Source organism: Embleya sp. NPDC020630 (assembly GCF_044334985.1).
GTDB lineage: Bacteria > Actinomycetota > Actinomycetes > Streptomycetales > Streptomycetaceae > Embleya.
The window spans coordinates 392678-418012 of the sequence record NZ_JBIRUB010000001.1 but is presented as its reverse complement, the minus strand read 5'-3'; the positions used below and the strand labels follow the sequence as shown (position 1 = coordinate 418012).

Annotated in this window: 18 protein-coding genes; 10 read left to right on the top strand and 8 right to left on the bottom strand. The window is 71.9% G+C overall.

Annotated features, from left to right (window positions below; all coding sequences use genetic code 11):
• Position 1 precedes the first annotated feature (1 nt).
• Positions 2-685, top strand: a complete 684-nt coding sequence (locus ACH4XV_RS01720; RefSeq protein WP_078978057.1) for a GntR family transcriptional regulator — start codon at positions 2-4, stop codon at positions 683-685.
• An 82-nt stretch (positions 686-767) separates the two neighbouring features.
• On the opposite strand, the gene ACH4XV_RS01715 is transcribed toward ACH4XV_RS01720, so the two are convergent.
• Positions 768-2048, bottom strand: coding sequence for an alpha/beta fold hydrolase (locus ACH4XV_RS01715; protein ID WP_395786086.1), 1281 nt, complete (start codon positions 2046-2048; stop codon positions 768-770).
• Between the two features lie 208 nt (positions 2049-2256).
• Here ACH4XV_RS01715 and ACH4XV_RS01710 point away from each other — a divergent pair, with 208 nt between their 5' ends.
• On the top strand, positions 2257-3426 hold the full coding sequence (locus ACH4XV_RS01710; RefSeq protein WP_395787036.1) for a lactate 2-monooxygenase: 1170 nt from the start codon (positions 2257-2259) through the stop codon (positions 3424-3426).
• Between the two features lie 370 nt (positions 3427-3796).
• Entirely contained in the window at positions 3797-4981 is a 1185-nt protein-coding gene (locus ACH4XV_RS01705; protein WP_395787035.1) for a low temperature requirement protein A, read from the top strand.
• A 15-nt stretch (positions 4982-4996) separates the two neighbouring features.
• On the opposite strand, the gene ACH4XV_RS01700 is transcribed toward ACH4XV_RS01705, so the two are convergent.
• Positions 4997-5503, bottom strand: coding sequence for an Lrp/AsnC family transcriptional regulator (locus ACH4XV_RS01700; RefSeq protein ID WP_395786084.1), 507 nt, complete (start codon positions 5501-5503; stop codon positions 4997-4999).
• Positions 5504-5563: 60 nt separating this feature from the next.
• Here ACH4XV_RS01700 and ACH4XV_RS01695 point away from each other — a divergent pair, with 60 nt between their 5' ends.
• On the top strand, positions 5564-6874 hold the full coding sequence (locus ACH4XV_RS01695) for a trans-sulfuration enzyme family protein (RefSeq protein ID WP_395786082.1): 1311 nt from the start codon (positions 5564-5566) through the stop codon (positions 6872-6874).
• Positions 6875-6958: 84 nt separating this feature from the next.
• On the opposite strand, the gene ACH4XV_RS01690 is transcribed toward ACH4XV_RS01695, so the two are convergent.
• On the bottom strand, positions 6959-8113 hold the full coding sequence (locus ACH4XV_RS01690) for an FAD-dependent oxidoreductase (RefSeq protein WP_395786080.1): 1155 nt from the start codon (positions 8111-8113) through the stop codon (positions 6959-6961).
• A 140-nt stretch (positions 8114-8253) separates the two neighbouring features.
• On the opposite strand from ACH4XV_RS01690, the gene ACH4XV_RS01685 reads away from it, so the two are divergent.
• Together ACH4XV_RS01685 and ACH4XV_RS01680 are read left to right on the top strand one after the other, a co-directional pair.
• On the top strand, positions 8254-8850 hold the full coding sequence (locus tag ACH4XV_RS01685; protein WP_395786078.1) for a TetR family transcriptional regulator: 597 nt from the start codon (positions 8254-8256) through the stop codon (positions 8848-8850).
• Between the two features lie 475 nt (positions 8851-9325).
• On the top strand, positions 9326-10330 hold the full coding sequence (locus tag ACH4XV_RS01680; RefSeq protein ID WP_395786076.1) for a transporter substrate-binding domain-containing protein: 1005 nt from the start codon (positions 9326-9328) through the stop codon (positions 10328-10330).
• 65 nt (positions 10331-10395) lie between these two features.
• Here ACH4XV_RS01680 and ACH4XV_RS01675 read toward each other — a convergent pair whose 3' ends face one another.
• The 4 genes from ACH4XV_RS01675 to ACH4XV_RS01660 form a co-directional block, all read right to left on the bottom strand.
• Positions 10396-11091, bottom strand: coding sequence for a response regulator (locus tag ACH4XV_RS01675; protein WP_395786074.1), 696 nt, complete (start codon positions 11089-11091; stop codon positions 10396-10398).
• Between the two features lie 97 nt (positions 11092-11188).
• Positions 11189-12364 (bottom strand): sensor histidine kinase, encoded by a 1176-nt coding sequence (locus ACH4XV_RS01670; protein ID WP_395786072.1) that lies wholly within the window; start codon positions 12362-12364, stop codon positions 11189-11191.
• Positions 12361-14511, bottom strand: coding sequence for an MMPL family transporter (locus ACH4XV_RS01665; RefSeq protein WP_395786071.1), 2151 nt, complete (start codon positions 14509-14511; stop codon positions 12361-12363). The genes ACH4XV_RS01670 and ACH4XV_RS01665 overlap by 4 nt, the downstream gene beginning before the upstream one ends.
• A gap of 473 nt (positions 14512-14984) precedes the next feature.
• The gene (locus tag ACH4XV_RS01660; protein WP_395786069.1) at positions 14985-15971 is read right to left on the bottom strand and encodes an ADP-ribosylglycohydrolase family protein; all 987 of its coding nucleotides are present in this window, start codon (positions 15969-15971) and stop codon (positions 14985-14987) included.
• A 2510-nt stretch (positions 15972-18481) separates the two neighbouring features.
• Here ACH4XV_RS01660 and ACH4XV_RS01655 point away from each other — a divergent pair.
• The 3 genes from ACH4XV_RS01655 to ACH4XV_RS01645 all read left to right on the top strand — a co-directional run bounded on the left by ACH4XV_RS01655 (position 18482) and on the right by ACH4XV_RS01645 (position 21302).
• Positions 18482-19000 carry a DUF6643 family protein gene (locus tag ACH4XV_RS01655; RefSeq protein WP_201260900.1) on the top strand — a complete coding sequence of 173 codons (519 nt, stop codon included), beginning with the start codon at positions 18482-18484 and terminating at the stop codon, positions 18998-19000.
• Positions 19001-19142: 142 nt separating this feature from the next.
• Positions 19143-19961 (top strand): MOSC domain-containing protein, encoded by an 819-nt coding sequence (locus ACH4XV_RS01650; protein ID WP_395786067.1) that lies wholly within the window; start codon positions 19143-19145, stop codon positions 19959-19961.
• Positions 19962-20204: 243 nt separating this feature from the next.
• Complete coding sequence (locus tag ACH4XV_RS01645) at positions 20205-21302, top strand: ABC transporter ATP-binding protein (RefSeq protein ID WP_395786065.1); 1098 nt, start codon at positions 20205-20207, stop codon at positions 21300-21302.
• A 42-nt stretch (positions 21303-21344) separates the two neighbouring features.
• Here the strand turns inward: ACH4XV_RS01645 and ACH4XV_RS01640 are convergent, their stop codons facing one another.
• Entirely contained in the window at positions 21345-24404 is a 3060-nt protein-coding gene (locus ACH4XV_RS01640) for a helix-hairpin-helix domain-containing protein (protein ID WP_395786063.1), read from the bottom strand.
• Positions 24405-24694: 290 nt separating this feature from the next.
• On the opposite strand from ACH4XV_RS01640, the gene ACH4XV_RS01635 reads away from it, so the two are divergent.
• Positions 24695-25315 (top strand): GNAT family N-acetyltransferase, encoded by a 621-nt coding sequence (locus tag ACH4XV_RS01635; protein WP_395786061.1) that lies wholly within the window; start codon positions 24695-24697, stop codon positions 25313-25315.
• Positions 25316-25335 lie beyond the last annotated feature (20 nt).

The window sequence follows — 25335 nt, the reverse complement described above, 5'->3', positions numbered from 1 at the left end:
CATGGACACGGGACACGGAGCGCTCGCGCTGCCGTCCTTCGACGATCGACCGATCCTGCGGGATCGGGTGGCACGAGAGTTGCGCGCGGCGTTGATCGCGGGTGAGATGCGGCCGGGCGTGGTCTATTCCGCGCCCGCGTTGGCCGCTCAGTTCGGCGTGTCGCCGACGCCCGTGCGCGAGGCGATGCTCGACCTCGCCAACGAGGGACTGGTCGAGGCCGTACGCAACAAGGGATTTCGCGTCACCGAGCTGTCCGACCGCGAGTTGGACGAGTTCACCGAGGTGCGCGCGCTGATCGAGGTTCCGGTGGTGGCCCGCCTCGCGGGTGTGGTCACCCCGGCCCAGACCGCCGCGCTGCGCCCGGTCGCCGAGGAGATCGTCGCGGCGGCCGAGGCGGGCGACCTGATCAGGTACGTGGAGGCGGACCGCCGCTTCCACCTGTCGCTGCTCGCGTTGGCGGGCAACGAACACCTGGTCCGGGTGGTCGGCGATCTGCGCAAACGTTCGCGCCTGTACGGGCTGTCCCGGCTCGCGCGCGGCGGCCGACTCGCCGCGTCCGCCGCCGAGCACCTCGAACTGCTCGACGCGCTCGACAGCGGCGACCCGGCCGCGGCCGAGCAGGTGATGGCCCGGCACATCGGCCACGTCCGCAATCTGTGGGCGGGGCCGGAGCGGGAGGGCTGAGCCGGGGGCGGGATCGACGTCACGTCGCCCGCTCCGCGCCCCCGGACCACGTGCCCGGGGCCGACCGTCCCGGTCGGCGGCGTCAGACCTTGCCGGCGACCATGTCCATCAGACGGCCGAGGACCGCGCCGCCGGAGGCGTGGGAGCCGTCGTGCTCCCACTCGTTGGTGACCCACGCGCGCAGGTTGCCCACCTCGCGCGCGGTCTCCAGGGACAGGTCGGCGTCCACGTACATGTCGTCGAAATAGACCGCCGCGGCCACCGGGACCGCGTTCGCGCGCAGCTGCTCGACGTCGTACAGGACGGGCCAGTCGTACTGCTCGGCCAACAGATGGGCGGCCTCGCGGAACGGGCGCAGCGCGGCCATCTCCTCGAACATCCAGGGGTACATCATCTCCCCGGTGAACAGCAGCGGATCGGCGCTCTCCGCGAACTCCGGCAACCCCGCGCGCACCTTCTCGGCGGCCCACCCCGTGGCGACCTTGCCCTGCCCGTAGATCGGCTCCTGGAGCACCGCCCACAGCGGTTGGTCGGTCAGCGCGGTGGCCTGCATGGCGGCGGCACGGAAGGTGTCCGAGACGCGGTCGCCGTCCCACGCCTCGTCCAGCATCCAGTGCACCCGCTCGAAACCGTCGCCCATGCCGAACACCGAGCCGAGGAACTGCAGTCGGCGCACGGTCAGTCGGTCGCCATCGGGCAGCCGGACGTCGCGCTCGGTCAGGTGGTCGGCGAGCCGGCGGACCGCCTCCACGTCGTCCGGGTAGCGCGCGTAGTACTCGGCGTTCTTGGTCCGCACCCTCGGGTAGGTGCGGTGGTAGACGTCCTCGGCGGTGACGTCCAGGCCGATCAAACCCCCGGTGACGTAACAGGACTTCAGCGCCTCGGGGGCTCGGGAGAGATACGCGAGGGTGATGAATCCGCCGTAGCTCTGGCCGAGCGTCTCCCACGGCTCGTCGCCGCACAGTCGACGGCGGATCAGCTCGGCGTCGGCGACGATCGAGTCCGCGCGCATGTGCCGTAGCAGGGCGGCGAGTTCGTCGGGTGGGGTGCGTGCCGCCAGGCTCGGCGTGACGGGCGTGCTGCGTCCGGTACCGCGTTGGTCGAGCAGCAACACCCGGTGGGTCTTCAGCGCACGGGCCAGCCAGCCGTTGGCGCGTGGGGGCCGCTGTGCCTTCTGGCCCGGGCCGCCCTGGAAGAAGCACAACCACGGCCGGTTGCGACCCATCGCGGTGGGGTCGACCACCTCGCGGGCGAAGACCTCGATGGTCGGCCCGTCGGGACGCGCGTGGTCGAGCGGGACGACGAAGGTGTGATCGGTGAGGGCCATCCCCGGGATCCGGGTGATGCGGTTCGTGCGGGTCATGCGGATTCCTCCCCTGGGTGCGTGCCGTTCGGGTGTGCTGTGACATTCCACCGGAGGAAGGTGCTTGTTGTCCCACCGCATCGGGAAGATTGCTGCGGCAGGGTTCTGCGCGATCCCGTGCGGCGAAAGGGTGTCAGTCATGGTCGATGGCCCGGTGTCCGATGGCGCGCACGCCGGTGAGGCGCGGTCCGGTGAGCCGCAGTCCGGTATGGCGCGGCCCGCCGGGCCCTTCTCCGCGTTTCAGGACTCGATCCATCTCGACGGGCTGCTGACCGGGGAGACACCCCCGTACCCCACGGGCGCGAGCGCGTTGGAGGAGGCGGCGCGCGAACGGCTCGATCCGGGGCCGCGCGGCTACGTACTGGGCGGCGCGGGCGAGGGCGCGACGATGCGGGCCAATCGCGAGGCGTTCGAGCGGCGCCGGATCGTCCCGCGCATGTTGCGGGACGTGGGCACCCGGGACCTGTCCTGCTCGGTATTGGGCACCGACTCGCCCGCGCCGGTGCTGCTCGGGCCGGTCGGCGTGCAGTCGATCGTGCATCCCGAGGGCGAGTTGGCGACCGCGCGGGCGGCGGCCGGACTCGGGCTGCCGATGGTGTTGAGCACCGCGTCCTCGTACTCCCTGGAGGAGGTCGCCGCCGCGTCCGGCTCGGGCCCCCGATGGTTCCAGCTGTATTGGCCGCGCGACGACGACGTGACGATCAGCCTGCTCGCCCGGGCGCGGGCGGCCGGCTACACCGTGCTCGTGGTCACCCTGGACACCTGGTATCTGGGCTGGCGGCCGACCGACCTGGACGGGGCGTACCTGCCCTTCCTGCGGCACATCGGCCTGGCCAACTACCTGAGCGATCCGGCCTTCCTGGCCGGCCTGAGCCGCCCGATCGCCGAGGACCCGACGGCGGCCATCGTGCACTGGGCCGGAATGTTCTCCGACCCGACCAAAACCTGGTCCGACCTGGCCTTCCTCCGCGACAACTGGATCGGCCCGATCATCCTCAAGGGCGTCCTACACCCCGACGACGCCCGCCGAGCCCGAGACGCGGGCATGGACGGCATCGTGGTCAGCAATCACGGCGGCCGCCAACTCGACGGCGCGATCCCGGCGTTGGATGCCCTCCCGGAGATCGCGGCAGCGGTGGGCAACGACCTGACGGTCCTCTTCGACAGCGGCGTACGCACCGGCACCGACATCCTCAAGGCCCTGGCCCTCGGCGCCCGCGCAGTCCTCCTGGGCCGCCCCTACATCTACGGCCTGGCCCTGGGCGGCGCACCAGGCATCACCCACGTACTCCGCTGCCTACTGGCCGAATTCGACCTATCCATGGCCCTATCAGGCCACACCCACCCACAAACCCTAACCCCATCAACGCTGACCTAACCCACCAACCACCCCTGCCCCACCCTCTCTCCCCACCCAACCCCCTCCGGCACGCCCAACCCTCTCCGGCCCGCCCGGCACCCTCCAGATCACCGGCACGCTCCGGCCGGTCCGGCACGCTCCAGCCCGTCCAACATCCAGGCTCTCCAGCACGCCACAGCTCATCCAGCACCCCTCCAGCCCGTCCGGCGTTCGAGGACAACCGCAGGCCGGCCACCCCGCCGACTCCAGGCCGCCTCGACCACACCGCCCGCTGGGATTACCCCGGTTTGCCCGCCCCTCTCGGATACCCTCCGCGCATGATCACGCCCGGATCGAGAGGACCAACCCCGTGACCAACCCCGCGCGCCCCGCCGCAATCCTGCGCCGGATGACCTCGCGCAGTTCCACGGAGCCGCACCGCGCATCCACGCCGTTGGAGTTGTTCTTCGACCTGACCTTCGTGGTGGCCGTCGCCCAAGCCGGCAGCCGCCTGGTGCACTCGCTCGCGGAGGGCCACCCCGGCCACGGGATCACGGGATACCTGCTCGTGTTCTTCGCGATCTGGTGGGCGTGGGTCAACTTCACCTGGTTCGCCTCCGCGTACGACTGCGACGACCCTCTGTACCGCGTCGCCACGCTCGTCCAGATCACCGGTGTCCTGGTCCTGGCCGCCGGCGTCCCGCGCGCGTTCGAGAACAGCGACTACACGGTCGCCATCGTCGGCTACCTGATCATGCGCCTCGCGCTGACCTTCCAGTGGCTGCGCGCGGCCCACGACGAGACCGACCCGGCGGCCCGCCGCACCGCGCTGCGCTACGCGGCCGGCGTGGTGCTGGTCCAGATCGGCTGGGTGGTGCTCCTGATCCTCCCCGACGCCGCCTGGAACTGGGGCTTCCCACCGCTGGCGATCGCCGAGATGGCGGTACCGGTCATCGCCGAACGCGGGCGCTCCACCAGCTGGCATCCGCATCACATCGCCGAGCGCTACGGCCTGTTCACCATCATCATGCTCGGCGAGAGCGTGTCCGCCGCGACCGTCGCGATCCAGACCGCGCTCGACGACCAGGCCGCACTGGACGAGTTGTTGCCGATCGCCGCCGGCGGGCTGCTGATCGTGTTCGCGGCCTATTGGATCTACTTCGCGGCGCCCATCCACGAATACCTGCAATCCAGTCGACAGGCGTTCCTATGGGGCTACGGCCACTACGTGATCTTCGCCTCCGCCGCCGCGATCGGGGCCGGTCTCGAGGTCGCCGTCGAGCAGGCCGTCGGCGAGGCGCACATCTCCGACGTCGCCGCCGCGGCGAGCGTCACGATCCCCGCCGGGCTGTTCCTGGTCACCACATGGGCGCTGCACGCCCGCCACCACAAGCGCGGCGCCGCCCAGCAGATACTGCTGCCGACCGCCGCGGTCCTGGTCCTGGCCTGCGCGTTCCTGGGCGAGGCGGCGGTGCCGGCGGCCGGAGCGGTGGCGGCGCTGACCGTGGCCGCGGGGGTGGTGTTGTCCGCCCGCCAGGGCGAGGGCGCCGGCGACGTCGACCCGCGCCCGGAGCCGGTGTCCGAGGCCGACTGAGTCCGGGACGAACGGCTAACCCGCCGTCAGGCGCCGTGCGGGAACCGACGGTTCGGGCGGGAGGAGCGGACCGCCTGACCACTGCTGGAAGATCAGCATCGTGTGCACCTGGGTCACCTCGGTGCGCGCCGTGAATCCGTCCACCACCAGGCGTTGCAGCCCGGTCGCGTCGGCGACCGCGACGTGCACGAGGAAGTCGTCGGGACCCGCGAGGTGGTACAGCGCGCGGGTCTCCGGCAGCTTCAGCACATGCCCGACGAACGGGTTGAGCACCGCGCGGTGATGGGGCCGTACCCGCACCGCGAGCATCGCCTGGAGCGGTCGCCCGAGCGCCGCCGCGTCCACCTCCACCGTCGCGCCCTTCACCACCCCGGCGGCGCGCATCCGGGCCACCCGGTCCAGGCAGGTCGAGGGCGCTATTCCGACCTCGGCCGCGAGTGCCTTGTTGCTGATCCGGGCATCGTTCTGGAGAGCCCGAAGAATGCCGAGGTCGATCGGATCGAGGGCGATGGATTGGCTCATCCGGCGATGATAATTCGGTGATCAGACAGATTCTCCGGAGGTCGCCCCAGGATGACGTCCATGGACCTTCGACCGGACTCCCCCGCCGCCGCCGGCCGCACCGACACCGCGCCCGCCGGCATCACCCCCGCCGGCGCCGACCCTGCCGGCTCCACCCCCACCGGACCCCTCGCGCGGCACACGTTCGAGACCCGCGCGGTACACGCCGGCCGCGACGACCTGGCCGCCCTGGGCGTACACGCCGTGCCGATCGACCTGTCGACCACCTATCCCCTGCCGGACCTGCCGGCCGCGGCGCTCGCCCTGGACGCCTACGCGGAGGGCGAGTTGCCCGACGGTTCGGCGATCTACGGTCGGCTGACCAATCCGACCGTGCGCCGCTTCGAGCAGGCGCTCGCCGAACTGGAGGGCTGCGCCGACGCGGTGGCGTTCGCGACCGGCATGGCGGCGGTCACCGCGTGCCTGCTCGCCGCCGCCGCGCAGGGCCGACGGCATGTGGTCGCGGTCCGGCCGCTGTACGGCACCACCGACCACCTGCTCTCCGGCGGCCTGCTCGGCACCGAGGTCACCTGGGTCGAACCGGACGGCGTGGCCGCGGCGTTGCGGCCCGACACGGGTCTGGTCATGGTCGAGACACCGGCCAATCCGACGCTGGCCGAACTCGATCTGGCCGAACTCGCGGCGCAGGCAGGCGAGATACCGCTGCTGGTGGACAACACGTTCGCCACGCCGGTCTTGCAGCAGCCGGCGTCCTCGGGTGCCCGTCTGGTCCTGCACAGTGCGACCAAGTTCCTCGGCGGACACGGCGACGTGCTCGGCGGTGTGGTGGCCTGTGATCCGGAGTGGGCCAAGGCGCTGCGGCAAATCCGTTTCGCGACCGGGGCGTTGCTGCACCCCCTGGCGGGTTACCTGCTGCTGCGCGGCCTCGCGACCCTGCCGATCCGCGTCGCCAGGGCCTCCGCGACGGCCGCCGCGCTGGCCGCCCGACTGGCCGCACACCCGGCGGTGGCGCGTGTGCATTATCCCAGCATCGGTGGCGCCCTGGTGGCCTTCGAGCCGATCGGCGACCCGATGCGGCTGGTCGGCGCGCTCCGCCTGATCACCCCCGCCGTGAGCCTCGGCGGCGTCGACACCCTGATCCAGCACCCGGCTTCGCTGACCCACCGGGTCATCGACGACGGGGCGCGCGCCGAAGGCGATATCGGCCCGCACCTGCTCCGCCTGTCGATCGGCCTGGAACACGAGGCGGACCTGTGGGCGGACCTGTCGGCGGCGCTGGAGCAGACGGGCGGGGAGCACGTCGGGGCATCGCCGGTTCCGGACGCGGAGGCCGGGGTGGGCGACGCGGCGCTGTGGCCGGTGGGGGTCTGAGCGGCGGGGCCGGGGTGGGTCCCGCATCGCGCGGGCCCGGGATCGGTGGCGGCGTGCTTCGCGGCGCGGCCGGTCCCGGCGGGGTCAGCGGTAGGTCAAGCCCGAGAGTTGCAGGGCGAGTCGACGCCGCACGGCGGGGATCCGGGTGAGCGTGCGCAGCACGATGTTGCGCAGGGGGCGCAGCGCCGGGGTGAGGGTGGCCACCCGGGTCATCCGGTCGGCGAGCTTGACGATGCGTTCGGCGGTCGGGCGACGGGTGGCGCCGTAGGTGTCCAGGGCCGTGGTGGGGCCGCCGTCGAGTACCGAGCCGAGCGCCTCGGCCAGGGTCACCGCGTCGAGGATGCCGGCGTTCATGCCCTGGCCGCCGGCCGGGCTGTGTACGTGGGCGGCGTCCCCGGCGAGCAGGATCCGGCCCGCGCGGTAGGCGTCGGCGATCCGGTGGTGGACGCGGAAGCGCGAGCCCCAGACGACTTCCTCGACGACCACGCGGCCGGTCTTCGAACCGCGTACGTCGAGGAGTTCCTGAACGTAGGCCGCCGACGGCTCGTGCGGCGCGTCGGCGACCGGCGCGACGATCCGGTGCCGGCCGCCCGGGAGCGGGGCGAGCACGACGAGGCCGGCGGGGGCGAAGTACAGGACCACCTCGTCGGCCGCGACCGCGCCGCTCAGCCGTACGTCGGCGAGGACGAACGACTCGGCGTAGGTGCCGCCCTGGAAGCCGATTCCGGCCTGGTCGCGCACCGTGCTGTGCATGCCGTCGGCGCCGACCACCCAGCCGGCGCGGACACGTTCGCCGCTCTCGAAGGTCGCGGTCACGCCGTCGGGGTCCTGGTCGAGGGAGGTCACCCGGTACGGCCGCAGGACGGTGCCGCCGAGTGCGGTGAGGCGGTCGAGGAGCGTGGCCTCGGTGGTGGCCTGGGAGACCATCAGCGAGTACGGGTACTGCGTGGGCAGGTCGGTGAAGTCGATCCGGACCACCACGCGGTCCCGATCGCGGAAGGTGAACGTCGGCGCGGGGATGCCCTGCGCGACGAGCGGGGCGGCGACTGCGAGCGGGGCCAGTACCTCGAGGGTGCGGGCGTGTACGACGGCGGCGCGCGAGGTCTGCTCGGCGGCCGTGTGGGCGTCGACGACGGTGACGTCCCGGCCCTGGGCGGCGAGGGCCAGGGCGAGGGTCAGTCCGGCGGGGCCGGCGCCGACGACGAGGACGTCGGTGGTGGCGGGGAGTCGGGTGCTCATCGGGGGCTCCTGGGGTTGGGATCGGAGGCGGGGCTCGAAAGCCGGGCCGGAAGGCCAACGCTTGTTGGCCAACGACTGTTGGCATAACCATGACCCTCCCGTGGCGGTAAGTCAACAGGCGTTGGCCTACAATCGTTGGCATGAGTGCTCCGCGAAGGTCGTCCATCGAGACCAAGGCCGTGATCCTGGCCGCTGCCCGGGAACGATTCGGCGCCGACGGCTACGAACGGGCGACGATTCGGGCGATCGCCTCGGATGCGGCGATCGATCCGTCGATGGTGATGCGGTACTTCGGCACGAAGGAGAAGTTGTTCGCCGCTGCGGCGGACGTCGATCTGCGGTTGCCCGCGCTCGATGCGGTCCCGCGCCCACAGCTCGGAGCGGTGCTCTCGGCGCACTTCCTCGACCGGTGGGAGGGGGACGAGGCGATGCTGATCCTGCTGCGGACCGGGGTGACGAACGACGACGCCGCCGAGCGTATGCGCGCGGTCTTCGCGAACCAGCTCGCCCCGCTCGTGCTCCGCACCTGCCCGAACCCCGCCGAGGCCCCCCGGCGCGCCGGCCTGATCGCCACGCAGGTGCTCGGCCTCGCCCTGTGCCGATACGTCCTGCGGCTGCCGCCGATCGTGGCGATGACGCATCCCGAGGTGGTCGACTGGCTCGGTCCGCAGATCCAACGCTGCTTGACGGGGAGCCTGGGGGCCGACGGTCCGGGGGCCGAGGGGCCTGGGGTCTGAGGGTCGGCGTCCGGGGGCCAGGGGTCCGAGGGTCGGCGGCAAAAGGCCGGGAGTGCGAGGCCCACTTGCCGGCGGGCCGGGGGTCCGGGGCTCTGCGGCGCGTGGCCGGACGCGCGCGCCGACGGCCTCGGCGTCGATCCTCCCGAGCCGTCCGCGTACGGTCTCCACGATTCGTGGGGATTACCCCCGGTAGCCCGCGAGTTCGCCCGGGTAGCGTCTCGATCAAGGCAGCATCGGCCGTGCCGAGCGGTGTCGTGCACACCGCCCCGGGAGGTGACGCGTCATGTACAGGCACGCAGTCCGACCGCACCGCACGGCACGCCGCCCACTTCGGGCCCGACCGTTCACGGGACTTCGGCGTCCCGACGGGAGGGCTTCGCGCGCGGCGGCTCGGCACCCGCGACGCCGGGGCGCCCGGGGGATGCGGCTTCGGCGATGCCGGGGAGCCACGATTCGGCCGACGTCCGCGCTGTCGATGGCGGTCGTACTGATCGTGCTCGCGGCACTGGCGTCCTGTACGTCCGCCCGCTCCACGACGTCCGGCGCACCCGCCGCCTCGCCCACAGGACTCCCCGACGCCGGCGCGACCGCACCCGGGTTCGCCCCCGGGACCGTCACCGAACCACCCGCCGCCTGCGGGAACCCCACCGCGAGTCTGCGGCCCGCCTCCGGCCCGCCCCGCGCGGCCGACTACCGCACCGACGGCTCGCTCACCCGCATCCTGGAGCGGGGCTACCTGATCGTCGGGATCGACCAGAGCGCCTACCCGTTCGGCTATGCCGACGTGACCGACCACAACCGGCTCAAGGGTTTCGACGTCGACCTGGTGCGGGAGATCACCGCGGACCTGTTCGGCGGCAACGACCCGAGCCGACTGCGCTTTCGGGTGGTGCCGAACAACATCCGCGAACAGTCGGTCGCGGACGGCACGGTGGACATGGTGGCGAAGTCCGTCACCGTCAACTGCCGCCGGCGGGCCGTGGTCGACTTCAGCTCGATCTACTACGAGTCGGGCCAGCGGGTACTGATCGTCGACGACACCCCGGCCGCGGGCGCCGACCACACGAAGGGCCTCGCCGGCCTGCCGACGGGGACCCGGGTGTGTACGGTCGGCGGCACCACCGCCGCCGACGCGGTACACGCCACGCGGGGCCTGGTCGACGTCACCGGCGACAACTGGACGGACTGCCTCGTCCGCATCCAGCAGGGCCAAGCCGACGCGGCGGTCGGCGACGACACCGTCATGGCCGGCCTCCAGGCCCAGGACCGCTTCATCCGCATGGTCGGTCCCAAGTTGACGAGGGAGCCCTACGGGCTCGAAATCGCCAAGGGGAAGCCGGACTTGGTCCGCTTCGTCAACGCGTCCCTCGAACGCATCCGGCACGACGGCACCTGGCGTCGGTTGTTCGACACCTACCTGGGCCGCTACATCCCGGAGTCGGGGGGTGTGACGGCGCCGGAGGCGGAGTACCAGGACTGAGCGGGCGCGTGGAGCCGGGCGGGGTCGGGGTGGCGGTCGCGGCCACTGCGCACCGTGGCCGAACGCTACGTCGGCGACAGGTCGTCCCCCGGAACGATCAGCCCCGACTCGTAGGCGATGACCACCAGTTGCGGCCGGTCCCGGGCGCCGAGCCGGGCCATGATGCGGCTCACGTGCGTCTTGGCGGTCAGCGGGCTGAGCCCGAGCAGCGTGCCGATCTCCGCGTTCGTCAGCCCTCGTCCGACCAGCGTCAACACCTCGCGTTCGCGCGCCGACAGGTCGGCCACCCGAGTCGAGCCCGGCGTGCCCGTGGTCGCCGTCGCCGGCATCCGCAACACGCGCGAGATCAACCGTGCGGTCGGGCCTGGCGACAGCAGCGCCTCGCCGGCGCCGATCGTGCGGATGGCGGCCAGGAGTTCGGCCGGGCGGGTGTCCTTGACCAGGAACCCGCCGGCACCCGCCCGCAACGCGGCCAGCACGTTCTCGTCGTCCTCGTAGGTCGTCAACACCAACACCCGGACCCGGGACAACTCCGGATCCGCCGCGATCAGCCGCGTCGCCTCGATGCCGTCCAGAATCGGCATCCGGATGTCCATCACCACGACGTCGGGCCCGCACTCCCGGGCGAGTTCGAGCGCGGCCCGCCCGTCGGCGGCCTCACCGACCACCTCCATGTCGGCCGCCGAGGACACCAACATCGCGAACGCCGACCGCACCAGATGCTGATCGTCGGCCAGCAACACCCGCAAGGTATCGCCCATCACACACTCCCCCGTCCATCCGAAACCCGCCGGCCGGGGCGGTCGGCACGGCCGGCAGCGCCGGCGCGGCCGGGCAGTCGGCGGACCGGCGTCGCCTTCACCCCGTGTCCTCCGACCGTGCCATCGGCAACACCGCCGAGACCGCGAACCCGCCCTCGGGAGCGGGGCCCGCGACCAATGTGCCGCCGACGCTGCGGGCCCGTTCGGTCATTCCGAGGATGCCGAAGCCGGCGCCCTCCCCGACCCCGTTCGCGCGGCCGTCGTCGACCACGCTCACCCGCAACTCGCCGTCGTCGGCGATTAGTTCCACCCGCGCCGTGTGCGCCTGCGAGTGCTTGACCACGTTCGTCAGCGCCTCCTGCACGATCCGGTACACGGCGACGCCCACCTCGGGCGCGGGCGTCGGGCCGTCGTGTCCGGTCAGGGTGACGTCGATGCCGGCGGAGCGGGCCGCGCCCGCCAGCGGAACCAGGCCGTCCAGACCGGCCAGGCCCGGCACCGCCTCGTACGACGCGACCTCCTCGGCGTCCCGCAACACCGCGAGTGTGGCCCGCAGTTCGTGGCGGGCGTCGCGGCAGGTCTGCGCGATCGTGTCCAACGCGCCCACCATGACCGTACGGTCGGCCGGCGGCTCCTGCGCGGCGAGGTGCGCTGCGACCCCCGCCTGGACGCCGATCAGCGTGATGCTGTGCGCCAGCAGATCGTGCAAGTCCCGCGCGATCCGCAGGCGTTCCTCGGCCACCCGCCGCCGGGCCACCTCGTCCCGGGTGCGTTCGGCGCGCTCGGCCCGATCGATGATCGCGCTCACGTAGTCGTGGTGGCTGCGCCAGGCCTGGCCCGCAATCACCGCCGCGACCACCCAGCCCGCCATCCCGCAACGATCACGCCAGCTCGGCCCGTCGGTACCGCCCAGGGTCATCGCCACGACGGCGACGGTCAGCGCCGCCACCCCGACCACGACGGCCACCCCGCGCCGCACGTACGCCACGTATGTCCCCAACGCCACCAACGCCGGCACCGCGGCGCTCTCGTGCAGGTATTCGCGGTGGTGGTAGGGCACGGTGAGCGCGAACGTCAGCACCAGCACCGCCCCCGGCCGGACCCGACGCCAGGCGAGCGGAATCGTGGCACCGACCAGCAGCGCCACGCCGACCGGGTCCAGCGCCCGCTGCGCCGACCATACCTGCGCCGCGCCGACCGCCCCCGCCGCCAACAAGACGGCGAGCAGGGCGTCCGCGACGGACGCCCCACCCCACCTCGTTCGTGTCGTCACACCGCCATCTTCCGGGACGACACGGGCGGTTGCGGCGGTCGGGTCCCCGTCGTGTCCCGCGCAGGTCGTCGGGAAAGCGGGCCGGGCCACCAGATCCACCGATCCAACGCCACGCTCGCCGCGGTGACCAGGAACGTCCGGACCAGGAACGTATCGATCAACACCCCCACCGCGACCACGAATCCGAGCTCCACGAGGGAGACCAGCGGCAGCAGGGCGAGGACCGAGAAGGTCGCCGCGAGCACGAAGCCGGCCGAGGCGATCACCCCGCCCGTGGTCTCCAGCGCCGCCGGCGCGGCGATCCGCACCGAATCCCCGCGCAGCGCCATCTCCCGCACGCGGTGCATCAGGAAGATGCCGTAGTCCACCCCGAGCGCGACCAGGAACACGAAGGTCAGCAGCGGCGTTTGCGCATCCACGCCCGCATACCCGAAGCCGTGCTCGAAGACCAGCCCGCCCAGACCCAGCGACGCCGCCCAGACCAACCCGACGGCGGCGACCAGGATCAGCGGCGCCACCAGGCTGCGCAACAGCAAGATCAACACCAGCAATACCGCGAGCAGTACGAGCGGCACCACGACGCGGCGGTCCCTGGCCGTGGTGTGTGCGGTGTCCATCTGCTGCGCGGTGGGGCCGCCGACCCGGGCATCCGGTACCGCACGCAGACGCTCGATCGTGGCATGCTCCCCGGCCGACTCGGGTCGATCCTTCGCAAAGGCCAGGATCTCCGTCCACCCACCGGCCGTTCGTCCCTGACGCGCATGCTCGACCCCCTCGGTCGAGCCCACCGCCGCCAGCACGTCCCCGGCCCGCTCGCTCCGCGCCAGCACCGCGATCGGCGCACCGGACTGCTCCGGGAAGGCCGCGCTCAACGTCTCCTGGGCCACGATCGACTCGGGCTTCTTCGTGAAGCCGTCACTCTGCCGCAACGCGCCCGGCAGCGCGAACGCGGTCAACGCCCCGGCCCCGAGCAGCACCACTCCCGCGACGAGCACGGCGATCGGCCGCCGGGACACCGCCGTTCCGATCCGCGCGTAGGCCCCGCGCCCCAGCTTCGGCGTACTCCCGAACACCGGCACGAACGGCCAGAACACCCGCCGCCCGAGCAACACGAGGATCGCCGGCAGCAGGGTCGTCATCACCGCGAGCGCGCACACCACGCCCACCGCCCCGACCGGCCCCATGCCCCGACTGCTGTTCAGATCGGCGGCGGTGAGGCAGAGCAGCCCGACCACGACCGTCCCCGACGAGGCCAGCACGGCGGGCCCACAGCCGCGCAGCGCGGCGAGCATGGCCACCAACGGCCTTTCGTGTAGACGTAGTTCCTCGCGGTAGCGGGCCACCAGGAGCAGCGCGTAGTCGGTGCCCGCCCCGAACACGAGCACCGTCAACACGCCGGAGCTCTGCCCGGTGACGGTGATCCCGAACGCCCGCACCAACCCGTACACCGTCGCCGTCGCGACGGCCACCGCGACTCCGGCGCAGACGAGCGGCACGATCCAGAGGTAGGGGCTGCGGTAGGTCAGCATGAGCAATACGGCGACGACGAGCACGCTCGCGAGCATCAGCGTCCCGTCGATGGACGAGAACACCTCCTGCATGTCCGCCGTGACGCCGCCGGGCCCACCGACGCGCACGCTGAGCCCGTCGGGGTGCCGCTCCACGAGGGTGCGGATGTCCGGCACGATGTCGTCCGGTTCGGCGCCTCGACGGTCGACGGACAACGCGTAGCGCAGCGTGGTGTGATCGTCCGACTCCTGCGCGGCCGGCACCGACCCACCCACGAGCGGATGGCGAGCCACGACGTCGGCGACCCCCGCGGCGGCCGACTGCCGGTCGGCGGGCGTCAATCCGCCGTCGCGGCGATACACGATCTGCACGTCCATGGCGTCGCCGCCCGGCAACCCGCCCTGGATCCGGGCCACTTGGGTGGACTCGGCGTTGGCGGGCAGATAGTCCACGGCCTCGTTGCGCTGCACGTCACCGAGCTTGGCGGCGAACATCCCCGCCACCAGCACCACCAACACCCATCCGCTCACCACAACCCACGGCAACCCCCACAACCGCCCTCGCCGCGACGGCCGTGGCCGTACGGGCACGCCCGGGTCGGCCCCCGAGCCGCTCTGTTCCCGCGCCAAAATCTCCATGCCCCAAGGCTTCCGCCCAACCCCACCCCACTCGTCCGGCCAAGGACCGATCTCCGCGTTACTCCACCCGACGTCAAGAAGCCCCCACTAATCCCGGAGGAGTAACCACCCCGCCCGGCGCACAGAGACGTTGGTGGGGACAACCCCTACGGCGCCCGTTCGTCCGACCAGGCGCCGGCATCGGCCACCAAGCCACGCCCGCCGCCAACCCCAGCGGCATCCGCCCACCGGCCGTCACCTCAGGAAGCAGTCCCGCACCGCCCACGGCCGAAAGCCACGGCGCAACCACCCCGGCCGGCACACCGACGCCTTCCCGAAGCGGTCGTCAGCAGTCGCCACGGTACGAATGGTCCCGCCAGGACCCGCACTCCAGCCACCACAACGCGCGCCGGCATCCAAATCCGCAAACGAACCCGCCACCCCGCCACCGACGATGGTCCAGCCGCCGCAGGCACCCAGCCCATGGTCCAACGTCACCGCAGGGGCAGCTCGGTTCCGCTCACCGCCAGAGTCCGCCGCGCCAACTGCCGCAGCGCGCAGATGCCTTCCCCGGGCAGCGCGGTCTCGACCCGAGTCGCCACCCCCTCCGGCCACCCCGCCTCGGCACCGTGCAACACGCCTGCGATCGAGCCCACCAACGGCGCGGTGCCATGAACGTCCCACCCGCCGCGCACCGTCAGCCCAATCTGCCGAGCGGGGTCGGCGCCTCCCCACAACAACCCAGCCGCGATCAGCCCCGCGCTCCCCGACGCGTCGTGCCGATCGTCGCTGCCGAACTCTCGTCGTACCTCGGCGACCACTCGGTCCCAGGCCCACCCACGTGCAGACGCAACCAACACATCCCGAACCACCCGCGACACCTCCGACTTCACCGGAACGTGCCGCAACGAAACACCGACCGCCTGCGCCGCATCCCGAGCCGTGAAGGCCGCCGCCGCAAGGGCAGCACACCACATGGCGGCATACACCCCCTCCCCGGCATGCGACACCACCGCATCCTTCCGAGCCAACCGCGCCGCCCGCCTCGGATCCCCGGGCGCCACATAGCCATACAGGTCGGCCCGCGTCATCGCCTCACCCGACGCGCTCCCATCGCCTGCCGTGGTCGGGGGCAAATCCCCGTCAAGCAAACGCAGATACGCGGCCTGCTCCGCCGCAAAGGCCCGCAGGAACGGCAGGGTAAGCAACCACAATCCGCCGACCTGCGCACTCGTGAACCCCGGCCCGTACGACTCCAAAACCCGCAGACTCAAAACCGCCCGATCAACCGCGTCACTGCGATCCTCGGCCAAACCGGAACCCAATCCCTGCCTCGCCTCATGGGCGCCAAGGCATCGCCCGATCCATCCCCCGTGGATCCGATCGAACAACACGGCGCGTACCGGCGGCGGATCAATCCCCCCGGCCGGAGGCAGCTCATCGATCAACGCATCAACCCCCTCGCCCTTTTCTCGTCTCAACCCATCTCTCTATAAGCCATCGAGCCCCATCAACGCTCTCAGGAATCGCACCCGGTCCAAAAGCTTTTGCCCAGAACGATCCATCCCGCAAGCATCTCGAGGCCAACGGCCTCCGGAGCATCCATCTCAAGCCAAATCATCGTCCCGCCAATCATCTCAATACCACCCATGTCAGCAGAATTAATATTCGGAGCATATAATCAGGCACCAATCATCTTGAAATAAGCAATCACTGAATCAAACGCCTCGAGAGCACCCATCCCTGAGGCCCATTTTGGTAGCGACCATCTCGGACAACCGTCTAGCAACCGACTATTTTGGGCGCGGCAACCACCACGCAACCGACCCCACCTCGGGAAAGACAACCGCGCCTCAGACGACCCGAAAGCCGCCTTTCACGAACCCGATCGTCGCGCCCGAATATCACGGGAAGCCTTGAATCTCACCGCCTGGCTTCCGACCGGTCGACTTCGATGCCCGGTGCTCGGCAGCCCCGAGTCCCGGCGCCCGACTCCCCGCCTCAACTCCCCGTGATGACGGCCGAGCTGGGGTACCCCACGTCTTCCGGACGCCTTTTACTCGCGGTCCTTTTAGGTCGCGAGTCTGGGCTTGTCATGGTCCCGCATGCTTCGAACTGCGTGCGATGGCTCAGGCTCGATTGGAATCGTCGGTGATTGCAGAAGCCCTCGATGTAGGAGTCGATGACGACAGCACGGTAAGGGAGTTCCTCCCAGGTCGGAACTTGGATGACGTCGCCGACGAGTTCGGTCCCCGGCCGGTTCGCGGCGAAATCGCGGGCCGACGAGGTCGGGATGCGTGAGTGCGCGTCGCCGGGCCGCGTGGTCACGGTCCTGCACGGTCCCTGCACCCCTGACGAAGTCGCTGTCCGGAAGATCCGGACCACCTCACAGGGAGGGCACTCCGGTCGAGTCCGCCGGGGGCCTTCTCGAGTGGGCCAGGTGCATTCGGCGGGCGTTGCGCCTTTGGTTGCGTGGGCCGGTCCGGGGCTGGTCAGAGTCGATCGTGAGCCGCCGCCCGCGTGCGGGGCTCCAAGACTCCGGCTCCTGGCGAGACGGGCGCGTTGCTCGGCTGAAACCGGCCGGCAGCGAGGAGCGGGTGGGTGGTCGGGTCTGAGTCGTCCGGGGGCCTTCCCCGGGTGGGTCGGGCAGGGCATTTCGAGGTGCGGTGGGCGCGTGGGGGCGGGAGTTCACAAAACCGGACGGCGTGAGGTGCCGTGGACACGGCGCGCGAGAAAACCGCAGGTCAGCGGGGAGGGAAGCCGTTTCGAACGCCTCCGGATCCGGTTTCGACCCCCACTGGGCACTTTCGGTCACCTCAACGGCCTCTACGAGGTCGCGGCGCCGGAAGCCGACCCGACTTGGCAGTTTCGGTCTCCACACCGGCGTTGAGGAGGCCGGAGCACACGAAACCGGCACTCGACACCCGACTTTCCACCCCGACACCACAAAACCGCAGGTCACCGAAGCCCGAACCCCACAACCACCCACCGCGATCCGGTTTCCAACCCCAACTCCCCTCCCAAAACCCCGAACCGTCCTCGGCTCCTCGCTGCCGGCCGGTGTTCGGTGAGCAACACACCCGTCTCGTCGGGAGCTTCGAGTCTCGGAGCCCCGCACGCCGGCGGCGGCCCACCACCGACTCCGACCAAGCCCGGTCCAGCCCACGCAGCCAAAGGCGCAACGGGCGCGGGGAACGCCCGGCTCACTCGGGAAGGCCCGCCGGGAACCCGGCCGGACCCAAGCGCCGCAGTCGGCTCGGCGATCCGCCCGGTCGGGCCGCGATGCGGCGGGCGTTCGAGGGTGAGGCCCGGCCCCTGCGGTCGGTCCGAGGGGGCCACCGGGTCAGGCGGCGGGGCGGGCGTCCGAGGCGGGGCCCGGTGCCTGTGGTCGGCTCGGGGATCGGGCCGCAGCACATCGCAGCCGCGCCCCGCAGCCGCCGTCCCCAGGCGCGGCCGTGCCCTACCGTCAAGCGTCGGCCCCGCCAGGACCGGCAGCCGCACCCCGCAGCCCACCCCGCAAGCGAGGCCGAATGCCTGCCGTCGGGGTCAAGCCACGCCAAGAGCGGCAGCCGCGCCCCGCAGCCCCCTCGCAACCAAGGCCGAACGCCCCCGTCGCGGTCGGACACCGCCCGCTCCGGCAGCCGCAACCTGCAACCAGCCCTCTCGCAACCGAGGCCGAACGCCCCCCTCGCGGTCGAGGCCCACGAGGACCGGCGGCCACACCCCGCGCCCGAGGCCCGAATGCCTCCGGCGCGCCGCGCCCCTCCGCCCCAACCTCCCTCCCGACACGCCCGTCGGTTTGGTTAACCCCGGGTGTCGGGAGCTGCGGAAACGTCCTAAATGTGACGCCCTATCACATCGCCCGCGCAGGCGGCGGAGGCACCCCGGCTCGCGCTATTGGCAAGCCTTGACGAAGTTCAGACGCAACCCGCTGAAATTCGTCACGACCCAGGGGGTTCGCAAGCGCCGCGAATCGCGTACCTTATCGGCCATGACCTCGGCTCGCGCCTATGACGGCGGCATCTACTCGCCGTATTCGGAGACCCCGATCTACGACCGGCTGGTGGCCGAACGGGGCCGGCCGGAGATCGGCCCCTTCAACGTGCCCCTCCCGGACTTCGCCATGCACCCGCTCTTCGGCGAACGACCGGCGCTCCCCGCCCTCCCGGCGCTGCCCTCCTCGTACTCGTCGCCCGCGCCCGCGTACGGCTCGTCGACCCCGGGCTACGGCTACAACGCGCCCGCGCCGATGCCCGCGCTGCCCGCGCCGCTGCCGGTGCCCGCGCAGTACGGTGGCGCTCCGCAGTACGGGGGCGGTCAGTACAACAACGCGCCCATGTCGGGCTACGCGTCGATGGCCCCGGCCGCGCCGCAGGCTCCGCAGCCGGCCGTGCACCAGTCGCAGCCGGGCGCCGGGCAGTACGCCGCGCAGTACGTCCAGCCGCCGCAGGTTCCCGCGCCGCGTGTGCCGAACATGGGCGAGCCGGGCCAATTCCCGCCCCGTTACTGAGCGAACGCCGCCGAGCGCAGGCCCGAGCGAGGTCGAGAACCGAGAGTCGTCATACCCGTACGTCCCGCGTGGCCGTCCCCGAGCCGAGGCGCCGCGCCGAGCCGCCGTCGGCCCTCCCGGGCCGGCGTGCAACAGTGAAGCCATGCACCACCGCCACCTCGCCTCCCTGCACCTGTACCCGATCAAGTCCACGCGTGGCATCGACCTCTCCGAGGCCGTGGTCGAGCCGTGGGGCCTTGCCGGGGACCGGCGTTGGATGTTGGTGGACACCACCGGACGGTTTCTCAGCCAGCGCAAGCAGCCCCTGCTCGCGACCGTGACGGTACGTCAGGAGGACGGCGGACGACTGGTCGTCCGTGCGCCCGCGATGGACGAACTCCGGGTCGAGCCGCCCGCCGAGGTCCGGCTCGTGCCGGTGACGGTCTGGAACGACGAGGTCGAGGCCGCCGTGGGCCCGGACGACGCGCACACGTGGTTCGGGAAGGTGCTGGGCATCGACGTGCGGCTCGTCCACCTGGACGACCCGACCCGACGGATGCCCGATCAGAAGTACGCGGACTCATCCGATCGAGTGAGCTTCGCGGACGGCTTTCCGCTGCTCCTGACCACGACGGGTTCACTCGAAGCGCTGAACGGTCTCGTCGAGTCCCCACTGCCGATGAACCGTTTCCGCCCCAACGTGGCCATCGACGAACCCGAGGCGTGGGCCGAGGACCACTGGCGTCGGATCCGGATCGGCGACGTCGTCTTCCGCGTGGTCAAGCCGTGTTCCCGCTGCGTCATCACCACCACCGACCAGCGGACCGGCGAACGCGGCCCCGAACCGCTCCGGGCCTTGGGCAAGCACCGCCGCTTCGGTACGAAGCTGGTCTTCGGCCAGAACCTGGTCCCCGAACTCCCCGCCCACACCACCGGCATCCTCCACGTGGGCGACACCTTCGAAGTCCTCGAAACGGACTGACCGGACCTCGGCGCGGCCGGCCGATTCTCGCGCCTGCGAGGGGCCGATACGAGGGTCGTCGCGGGCGCGGTGGGTACGGACCGCGCGGGTCCGGCCGACCCCGCCACCCGGCGCACCGGCGTCACTCACGCGGGTGACATCGTCCGCGCGCCCCGACCCCACACCCCCGCTCCCCCGACACGCTGATACCCCCACTACCTAGGACCGTCCGGCACGTTCCTGCCGGGTGAGGGGCGCGACTCCATGGCTACCGTCACGTTCGACCGGGCCACCCGCCGGTACACCAAGGGCGACAAGCCCGCCGTCGACCAGCTCTCGCTGGAGATCGGCGACGGTGAATTCCTCGTCCTGGTCGGCCCGTCCGGCTCCGGGAAGAGCACCGCCCTGCGCATGCTCGCGGGCCTGGAGGACGTGAACTCGGGCACGATCCGCATCGGCGACCGCGATGTCACCAACCTCGAACCCAAGGACCGCGACATCGCGATGGTGTTCCAGAACTACGCGCTCTACCCGCACATGTCGGTGGCCGAGAACATGGCCTTCGCGCTCAAGATCGCACATCGGCCGAAGGATGAGATCGCCCGACGCGTCACCGAGGCCGCGAAGATCCTCGACCTCACAGAATATCTCGACCGCAAACCGAAGGCGCTCTCCGGCGGTCAGCGTCAACGCGTCGCGATGGGCCGCGCGATCGTCCGCGAACCGCGCGTATTCCTGATGGACGAGCCGCTGTCCAACCTCGACGCCAAGCTCCGCGTCCAGACCCGCATCCAAATCGCGGGCCTGCAAAGGCGGTTGGGCACCACCACGGTCTACGTGACACACGACCAGGTCGAGGCGATGACCATGGGCGACCGCGTCGCCGTACTCCGCGACGGCATCCTCCAACAGGTCGACACCCCGCGCCGGATGTACGAGCACCCGAACAACGTATTCGTGGCCGGCTTCATCGGCTCGCCGTCGATGAACCTGATCGACACCGAACTGACCGAGGAAGGCTTCCGGTTCGGCGACGCCCCGATCCCGCTCACCCGCGAGGCGCTGGACACGGCCCGCGCCGAGAAGGCCGAGCGGATCACGGTCGGAATCCGCCCGGAGCACTTGGAGGTCACCTCCGACTCCGATGCCGACGGCCTGCCCGTCACCGTGGACGTGGTCGAGGAACTGGGCTCCGACGCCTACGTATACGGCACCGCCCGGGTCGACGGCTCGCCCGCGCCCCTGGTCGTCCGGGTGCCCGGCAACCGGGTGCCGCACAAGGGCGAGACGCTGCGGGTGACCCCACGCATCGACGAGATCCACAAGTTCTCGAAGTCCACCGGCGAACGCCTCGCCGACTGAACTCCCCGCCCGGGCTCGCCGAGCCCGGGCGCCGAGGGCCCCTCAGCCGGCCGCCTCCCCGAACGCCTGCCGCAGGTGGGTGGTTCGCTGCCGGGTCGGGTCGGCGGCCACCGCGGCGGCGAGGGCCGGGCCGGCCGCGTGCACGATCGAGACGTGGCGCTCGCCTCGCGTGACGAGCGTGTACATGAGGGCCCTGGTGTAGGCGTCGGCGCCCTCGGCGGGCAGTACGACCACCGCGGCCGGGCGCCGCACGCCCAGGGATTGACGGGCCGTCAAGGCCCAGCCGTGGCGAAGCTCCGTCGGAGGTACCGCCTCCGGTGCGGCCGTCCCCAAGACCACGACCGCCCGCCCGTCGGGCAGGAGTTCGCGTACGGTCCCCTGGACCACCCCGCAACTGGGTTCTGTCGTGGCCCGGATCACCCGGTCGCCGACGTCGATGGCGCCCGGCGTCGGCGAATTCCCACCGCCGGGACCCGGGTTGAGCCGGGCCTTGAGGGCGGCGTTGAGCGCGTTCGCGCCGGCGGGCCCCGTGGCCAGGGGAGCGACGACCAGCACATCCCGAGCCGCGATGCCGATCGCCCTCGGAATCGAGTCGGCCACCAACTGGGCGCAGCGGTGGGCGGCTTCCTCGCCGGTGCGGGCGGGGATCAGTACGACGCGGCGCTCGGGATCCTGGATCGGTGGCAGCCGGCCGTCCCGGATGCCGTCGGCGAGTGCTTCGAGGGGTCCGTCCGGGACGTTCGGCGCGACCAGCGCACGGATCGCGCCGGTGGCGGCCAGGTCGGTGAACACCCGTCCCGGGCCGGTCGATTCGAGTCCGGCCGGGTCACCGGCCAGCAGGAGCCTGGCGCCGTCGGGAACCGCCTCGAAAATCGCCGCCGCGGCGGTGACGTCGAGCAGGGTCGCGTCCGTGACGACGAGGAGGTCGAGTTCGAGGGTGCCGTCCTGGCCACGTTCCATCGCGGCCAACTCACCCAGACCGACGGCACCGGCGCCGAGGCGATCCCGGCCGTCGAGCGTCGGGACGACCACGGTGACCCGAAGTCCGGCCGCCCGAGCCTTCGCGACGACGGCCGAGATCGCGGCGGGCGGCTCCTCACCGGGGCCCGCGGCGTAGAGCACGACGCCGGTCGAAGCCAGCGCCCGATCCAGCTTGCCGTCGCCGAACTCCGGCCAGGGCTCGACCGTCGACATCAGCCGCACGACCGCCTCGGCGATGGCCTCCTCGGCGAGGGCGTAGTCGTCCAGTGCGAGCAGCACGCCACCGACGGCGGCGAGTTCGTCGGGCTCCTCGAAGTCGGCCTCGAAGTCGCCTTCGCCGTCGTCCGTTTCGTCGAAGTCGCCGCCCTCCTCGCCACCTGCCTCGGCGGAGGCAGCGGGTACGGCGGCGAAAGCCATCACCCGGCCCTCGGCCAATATGGCGCGCAACGCGGTGTCGGGCTCACCCACCTCGAAGTGCCCGAGCGCGGCCCGAACGGCATCGGCCTCGATCGCGGTATCCCCCTGGCGAGCGGCCCGGCGAAGCAGCCAGAGCACAATCGCCCGCACCCGCCGAGGATCGTCGGCGGCCCACGCGGTACCCAACGCCCCACGCGCGAACAGGTCGGCCTGCTGCGGCGCGATCCCCGCCACGCCGAGCAACGCCCACGGATCACCGGCCAACAACTCCGCCGCCTCGCTCCCCAGCGCGGCAACCACCTGGGGAGCCATCCCCTCGGGAGCCCCGGCAGCCCCCAGCAGCCGAGCAACATCGGCAACCACAACACCGAACGGCCGCCGCTCCACCTCCCCCACCCCCGGGTCGGAGGCACCCCCGACACCGGGGCGCCCCCAGGCCCCACGCTCGCGCCCACCGCTGTCGGCAACGCCCGGCCTCGCGGGCGTACCGCTCTCGCCCACAAGCGGGGACCTGCCGCCGTCATCACCGCAAGCGAGGGCATCACCGCCCCTCACAAGGCCCGGCCCATCGCCGTCGCCGTCCGACGCGGCGACAGCATCGCTCTCGGTGTCCACGCCGGGGGAAGCGTCCTCGGTACCGGCGTCGGCGCCGCGCGCAGCCTCGGGACGAAGTGACGTCGCCTCCGCTGCCCGATCCCGATCGCCGCGCGCGGCGCCCTCGGGGCCCCGATCCGGATCGCCGACGGAATCCGCCGGGCCGTCGGCGGCGACGCCCTCGTCGGCGGGCTTCGGCGTCGCGGCCATCGTGTCGGCGGCGGTCGGCGGTCGGACCGCGCTCTCATCGGCCGAGCGTGGCGCGTCACCGCTGCCGGCCGGGTTCGTCGGACCGCCCACCGGCTCCGACGGCTGAGCGACGAGAGCGGTGCCGTCCGGGGTCTCGGCCTCCGCGTCCTCGTCAGCCGGCTCGGTCGTGGCCACATCGCCGATGGCCGGGCTTGGCGAAGCGTCGACAGGGGCCGATTCGACAGCGGCGCCCTCACTGTCCGGCTCCGGCGGGAGGTCCAGGTCGCGGACGCGCCGAGGGGCACGCCGGGTGCCCCCATGGGGCGGCGCTTCGCCACCGGCCTCCGTCTCCCCACGGGGTGGCGCGTCGTCACCGGCCTCGACCTCACGGCGGGCCTCTTCGTCCGTCGACGAGGAAGCAGGCGCCAAGTCCTCCGCAGCCGCCGAGTCGGCCGAAGCCCCCTCGCCGCGGGCCTCCTCGCCACTGCCCTGCTCGACCGCCGCCGCAGCCTCGGCGGCGGCCTCCGCTTTTGCCTCGGCGGCGGCCTGCGCTTTTGCCTCGGCGGCGGCAATCGCGGCGGCCTCGGCCTCGGCCGCTTCAGCGGCCAGCGTGGTGCGGCGGCGGACACGCTCGGCGTGGTTCGGGTCGGCGGTCTCGATGTGCGCCACGCCGCCGACGACCTCGGGGGCCTCGCCGCGAGCCAACCTCGCGAGTTGGTCGCGCAGGAGCGCCACCGGGTCGGCCTTGGGTCGGCTGTCCCGGGCGTCCGACGGTTCGGGCTCCGGATCCGACAGCCCGTGCTCGGAGCCGGCCCGGGTCGCCGTGGCCCCGGGGTCGGCCCCGGCCCGATGCTCGGTCACATCCTCCGGATCGGCTCCCGCACCGCCGCCGTTCACGCCGCCCGCACCGCCCACACTCACGTCAGCCACACCCGACCCACACTCGTCCGCTCGAACACCCCGACACACAACCGGCCGCGCCGGTGTCACCGACCCTCGCCGGAATCGATGGTCCCAAACTGCCGTACCCGGCCGTCCGACACCTTCCGCCGCACCGAAGCCGCCCCCCTCGACCCACCCGATCCAGCGAAACCCCCGACCGGCGCGCCCCCGAACACCGGCCACCACACCCCCGCACCCCCAACCAACCAGGACCGACCGACAGCCGGCAGCCACACCACCGACCACCGGCTGCACCGAACGCACCCTCGATGGCCGGCCATGCGGCCCCCGCAGCCCGCCTCTGTCGGCGCCCGGCAATACCGTGCCCACCGCCCGCCAAGGCACCGGAGCGCGGGAAGGACACCCTGATCGACATCAAGGTCACCCAAGGCAGCCTCGACGACGTATCGGACTTCGTCTCGATGCTCCACGAGCACACCACCTGGCTGCTCCCGACGCGCTACGTCGACCTGCCCGAAACCCTGGGGTGGGAGGAACCCCCGCCGATCGTCAAACAGGTACTACGCCACACCCGCGCCGGCCGAACGCGAATCTGCCGGCACCCGTCGGGCCGCGTCACCGGCGGCTCCGTACCGATCGACGAGGCCCCGGAGTTCATTCCGCCGTCCGACGAGCCCGAGCTATACCTGTACCTCCCGGTCAGCGACGTGAGGCACTGGGATCTCGACATCGCGGCCCTGGTCGCCGACGCCCGGGCCGAAGCCGCCCGGCGCGGCATACGGCTGCTCCGCACGCACTCTTGGAGCGGCGAGGACGGTTGGCTCGTGCACGACTACGAGAGGCTCGGCTTCACCCCGACCCTGGAGTTCGAGGTACTGCGCGCGAACGGATCCTTCTGGCCGGGCCAGGTGCTCGAAACCCGAGTATGAGCCCGCCGCGGCCCCATCGG

Coding starts and splice junctions, on each gene's coding strand:
- ACH4XV_RS01635 (WP_395786061.1), top strand. CDS start 24,695: ATGGCCGGCCATGCGGCCCCCGCAGCCCGCCTCTGTCGGCGCCCGGCA.
- ACH4XV_RS01680 (WP_395786076.1), top strand. CDS start 9,326: ATGGCGGTCGTACTGATCGTGCTCGCGGCACTGGCGTCCTGTACGTCC.
- ACH4XV_RS01665 (WP_395786071.1), bottom strand. CDS start 14,511: ATGGAGATTTTGGCGCGGGAACAGAGCGGCTCGGGGGCCGACCCGGGC.
- ACH4XV_RS01655 (WP_201260900.1), top strand. CDS start 18,482: ATGACCTCGGCTCGCGCCTATGACGGCGGCATCTACTCGCCGTATTCG.
- ACH4XV_RS01645 (WP_395786065.1), top strand. CDS start 20,205: ATGGCTACCGTCACGTTCGACCGGGCCACCCGCCGGTACACCAAGGGC.
- ACH4XV_RS01700 (WP_395786084.1), bottom strand. CDS start 5,503: ATGAGCCAATCCATCGCCCTCGATCCGATCGACCTCGGCATTCTTCGG.
- ACH4XV_RS01675 (WP_395786074.1), bottom strand. CDS start 11,091: ATGGGCGATACCTTGCGGGTGTTGCTGGCCGACGATCAGCATCTGGTG.
- ACH4XV_RS01705 (WP_395787035.1), top strand. CDS start 3,797: ATGACCTCGCGCAGTTCCACGGAGCCGCACCGCGCATCCACGCCGTTG.
- ACH4XV_RS01650 (WP_395786067.1), top strand. CDS start 19,143: ATGCACCACCGCCACCTCGCCTCCCTGCACCTGTACCCGATCAAGTCC.
- ACH4XV_RS01695 (WP_395786082.1), top strand. CDS start 5,564: ATGGACCTTCGACCGGACTCCCCCGCCGCCGCCGGCCGCACCGACACC.
- ACH4XV_RS01685 (WP_395786078.1), top strand. CDS start 8,254: ATGAGTGCTCCGCGAAGGTCGTCCATCGAGACCAAGGCCGTGATCCTG.
- ACH4XV_RS01715 (WP_395786086.1), bottom strand. CDS start 2,048: ATGACCCGCACGAACCGCATCACCCGGATCCCGGGGATGGCCCTCACC.
- ACH4XV_RS01720 (WP_078978057.1), top strand. CDS start 2: ATGGACACGGGACACGGAGCGCTCGCGCTGCCGTCCTTCGACGATCGA.
- ACH4XV_RS01710 (WP_395787036.1), top strand. CDS start 2,257: ATGGCGCGGCCCGCCGGGCCCTTCTCCGCGTTTCAGGACTCGATCCAT.
- ACH4XV_RS01690 (WP_395786080.1), bottom strand. CDS start 8,113: ATGAGCACCCGACTCCCCGCCACCACCGACGTCCTCGTCGTCGGCGCC.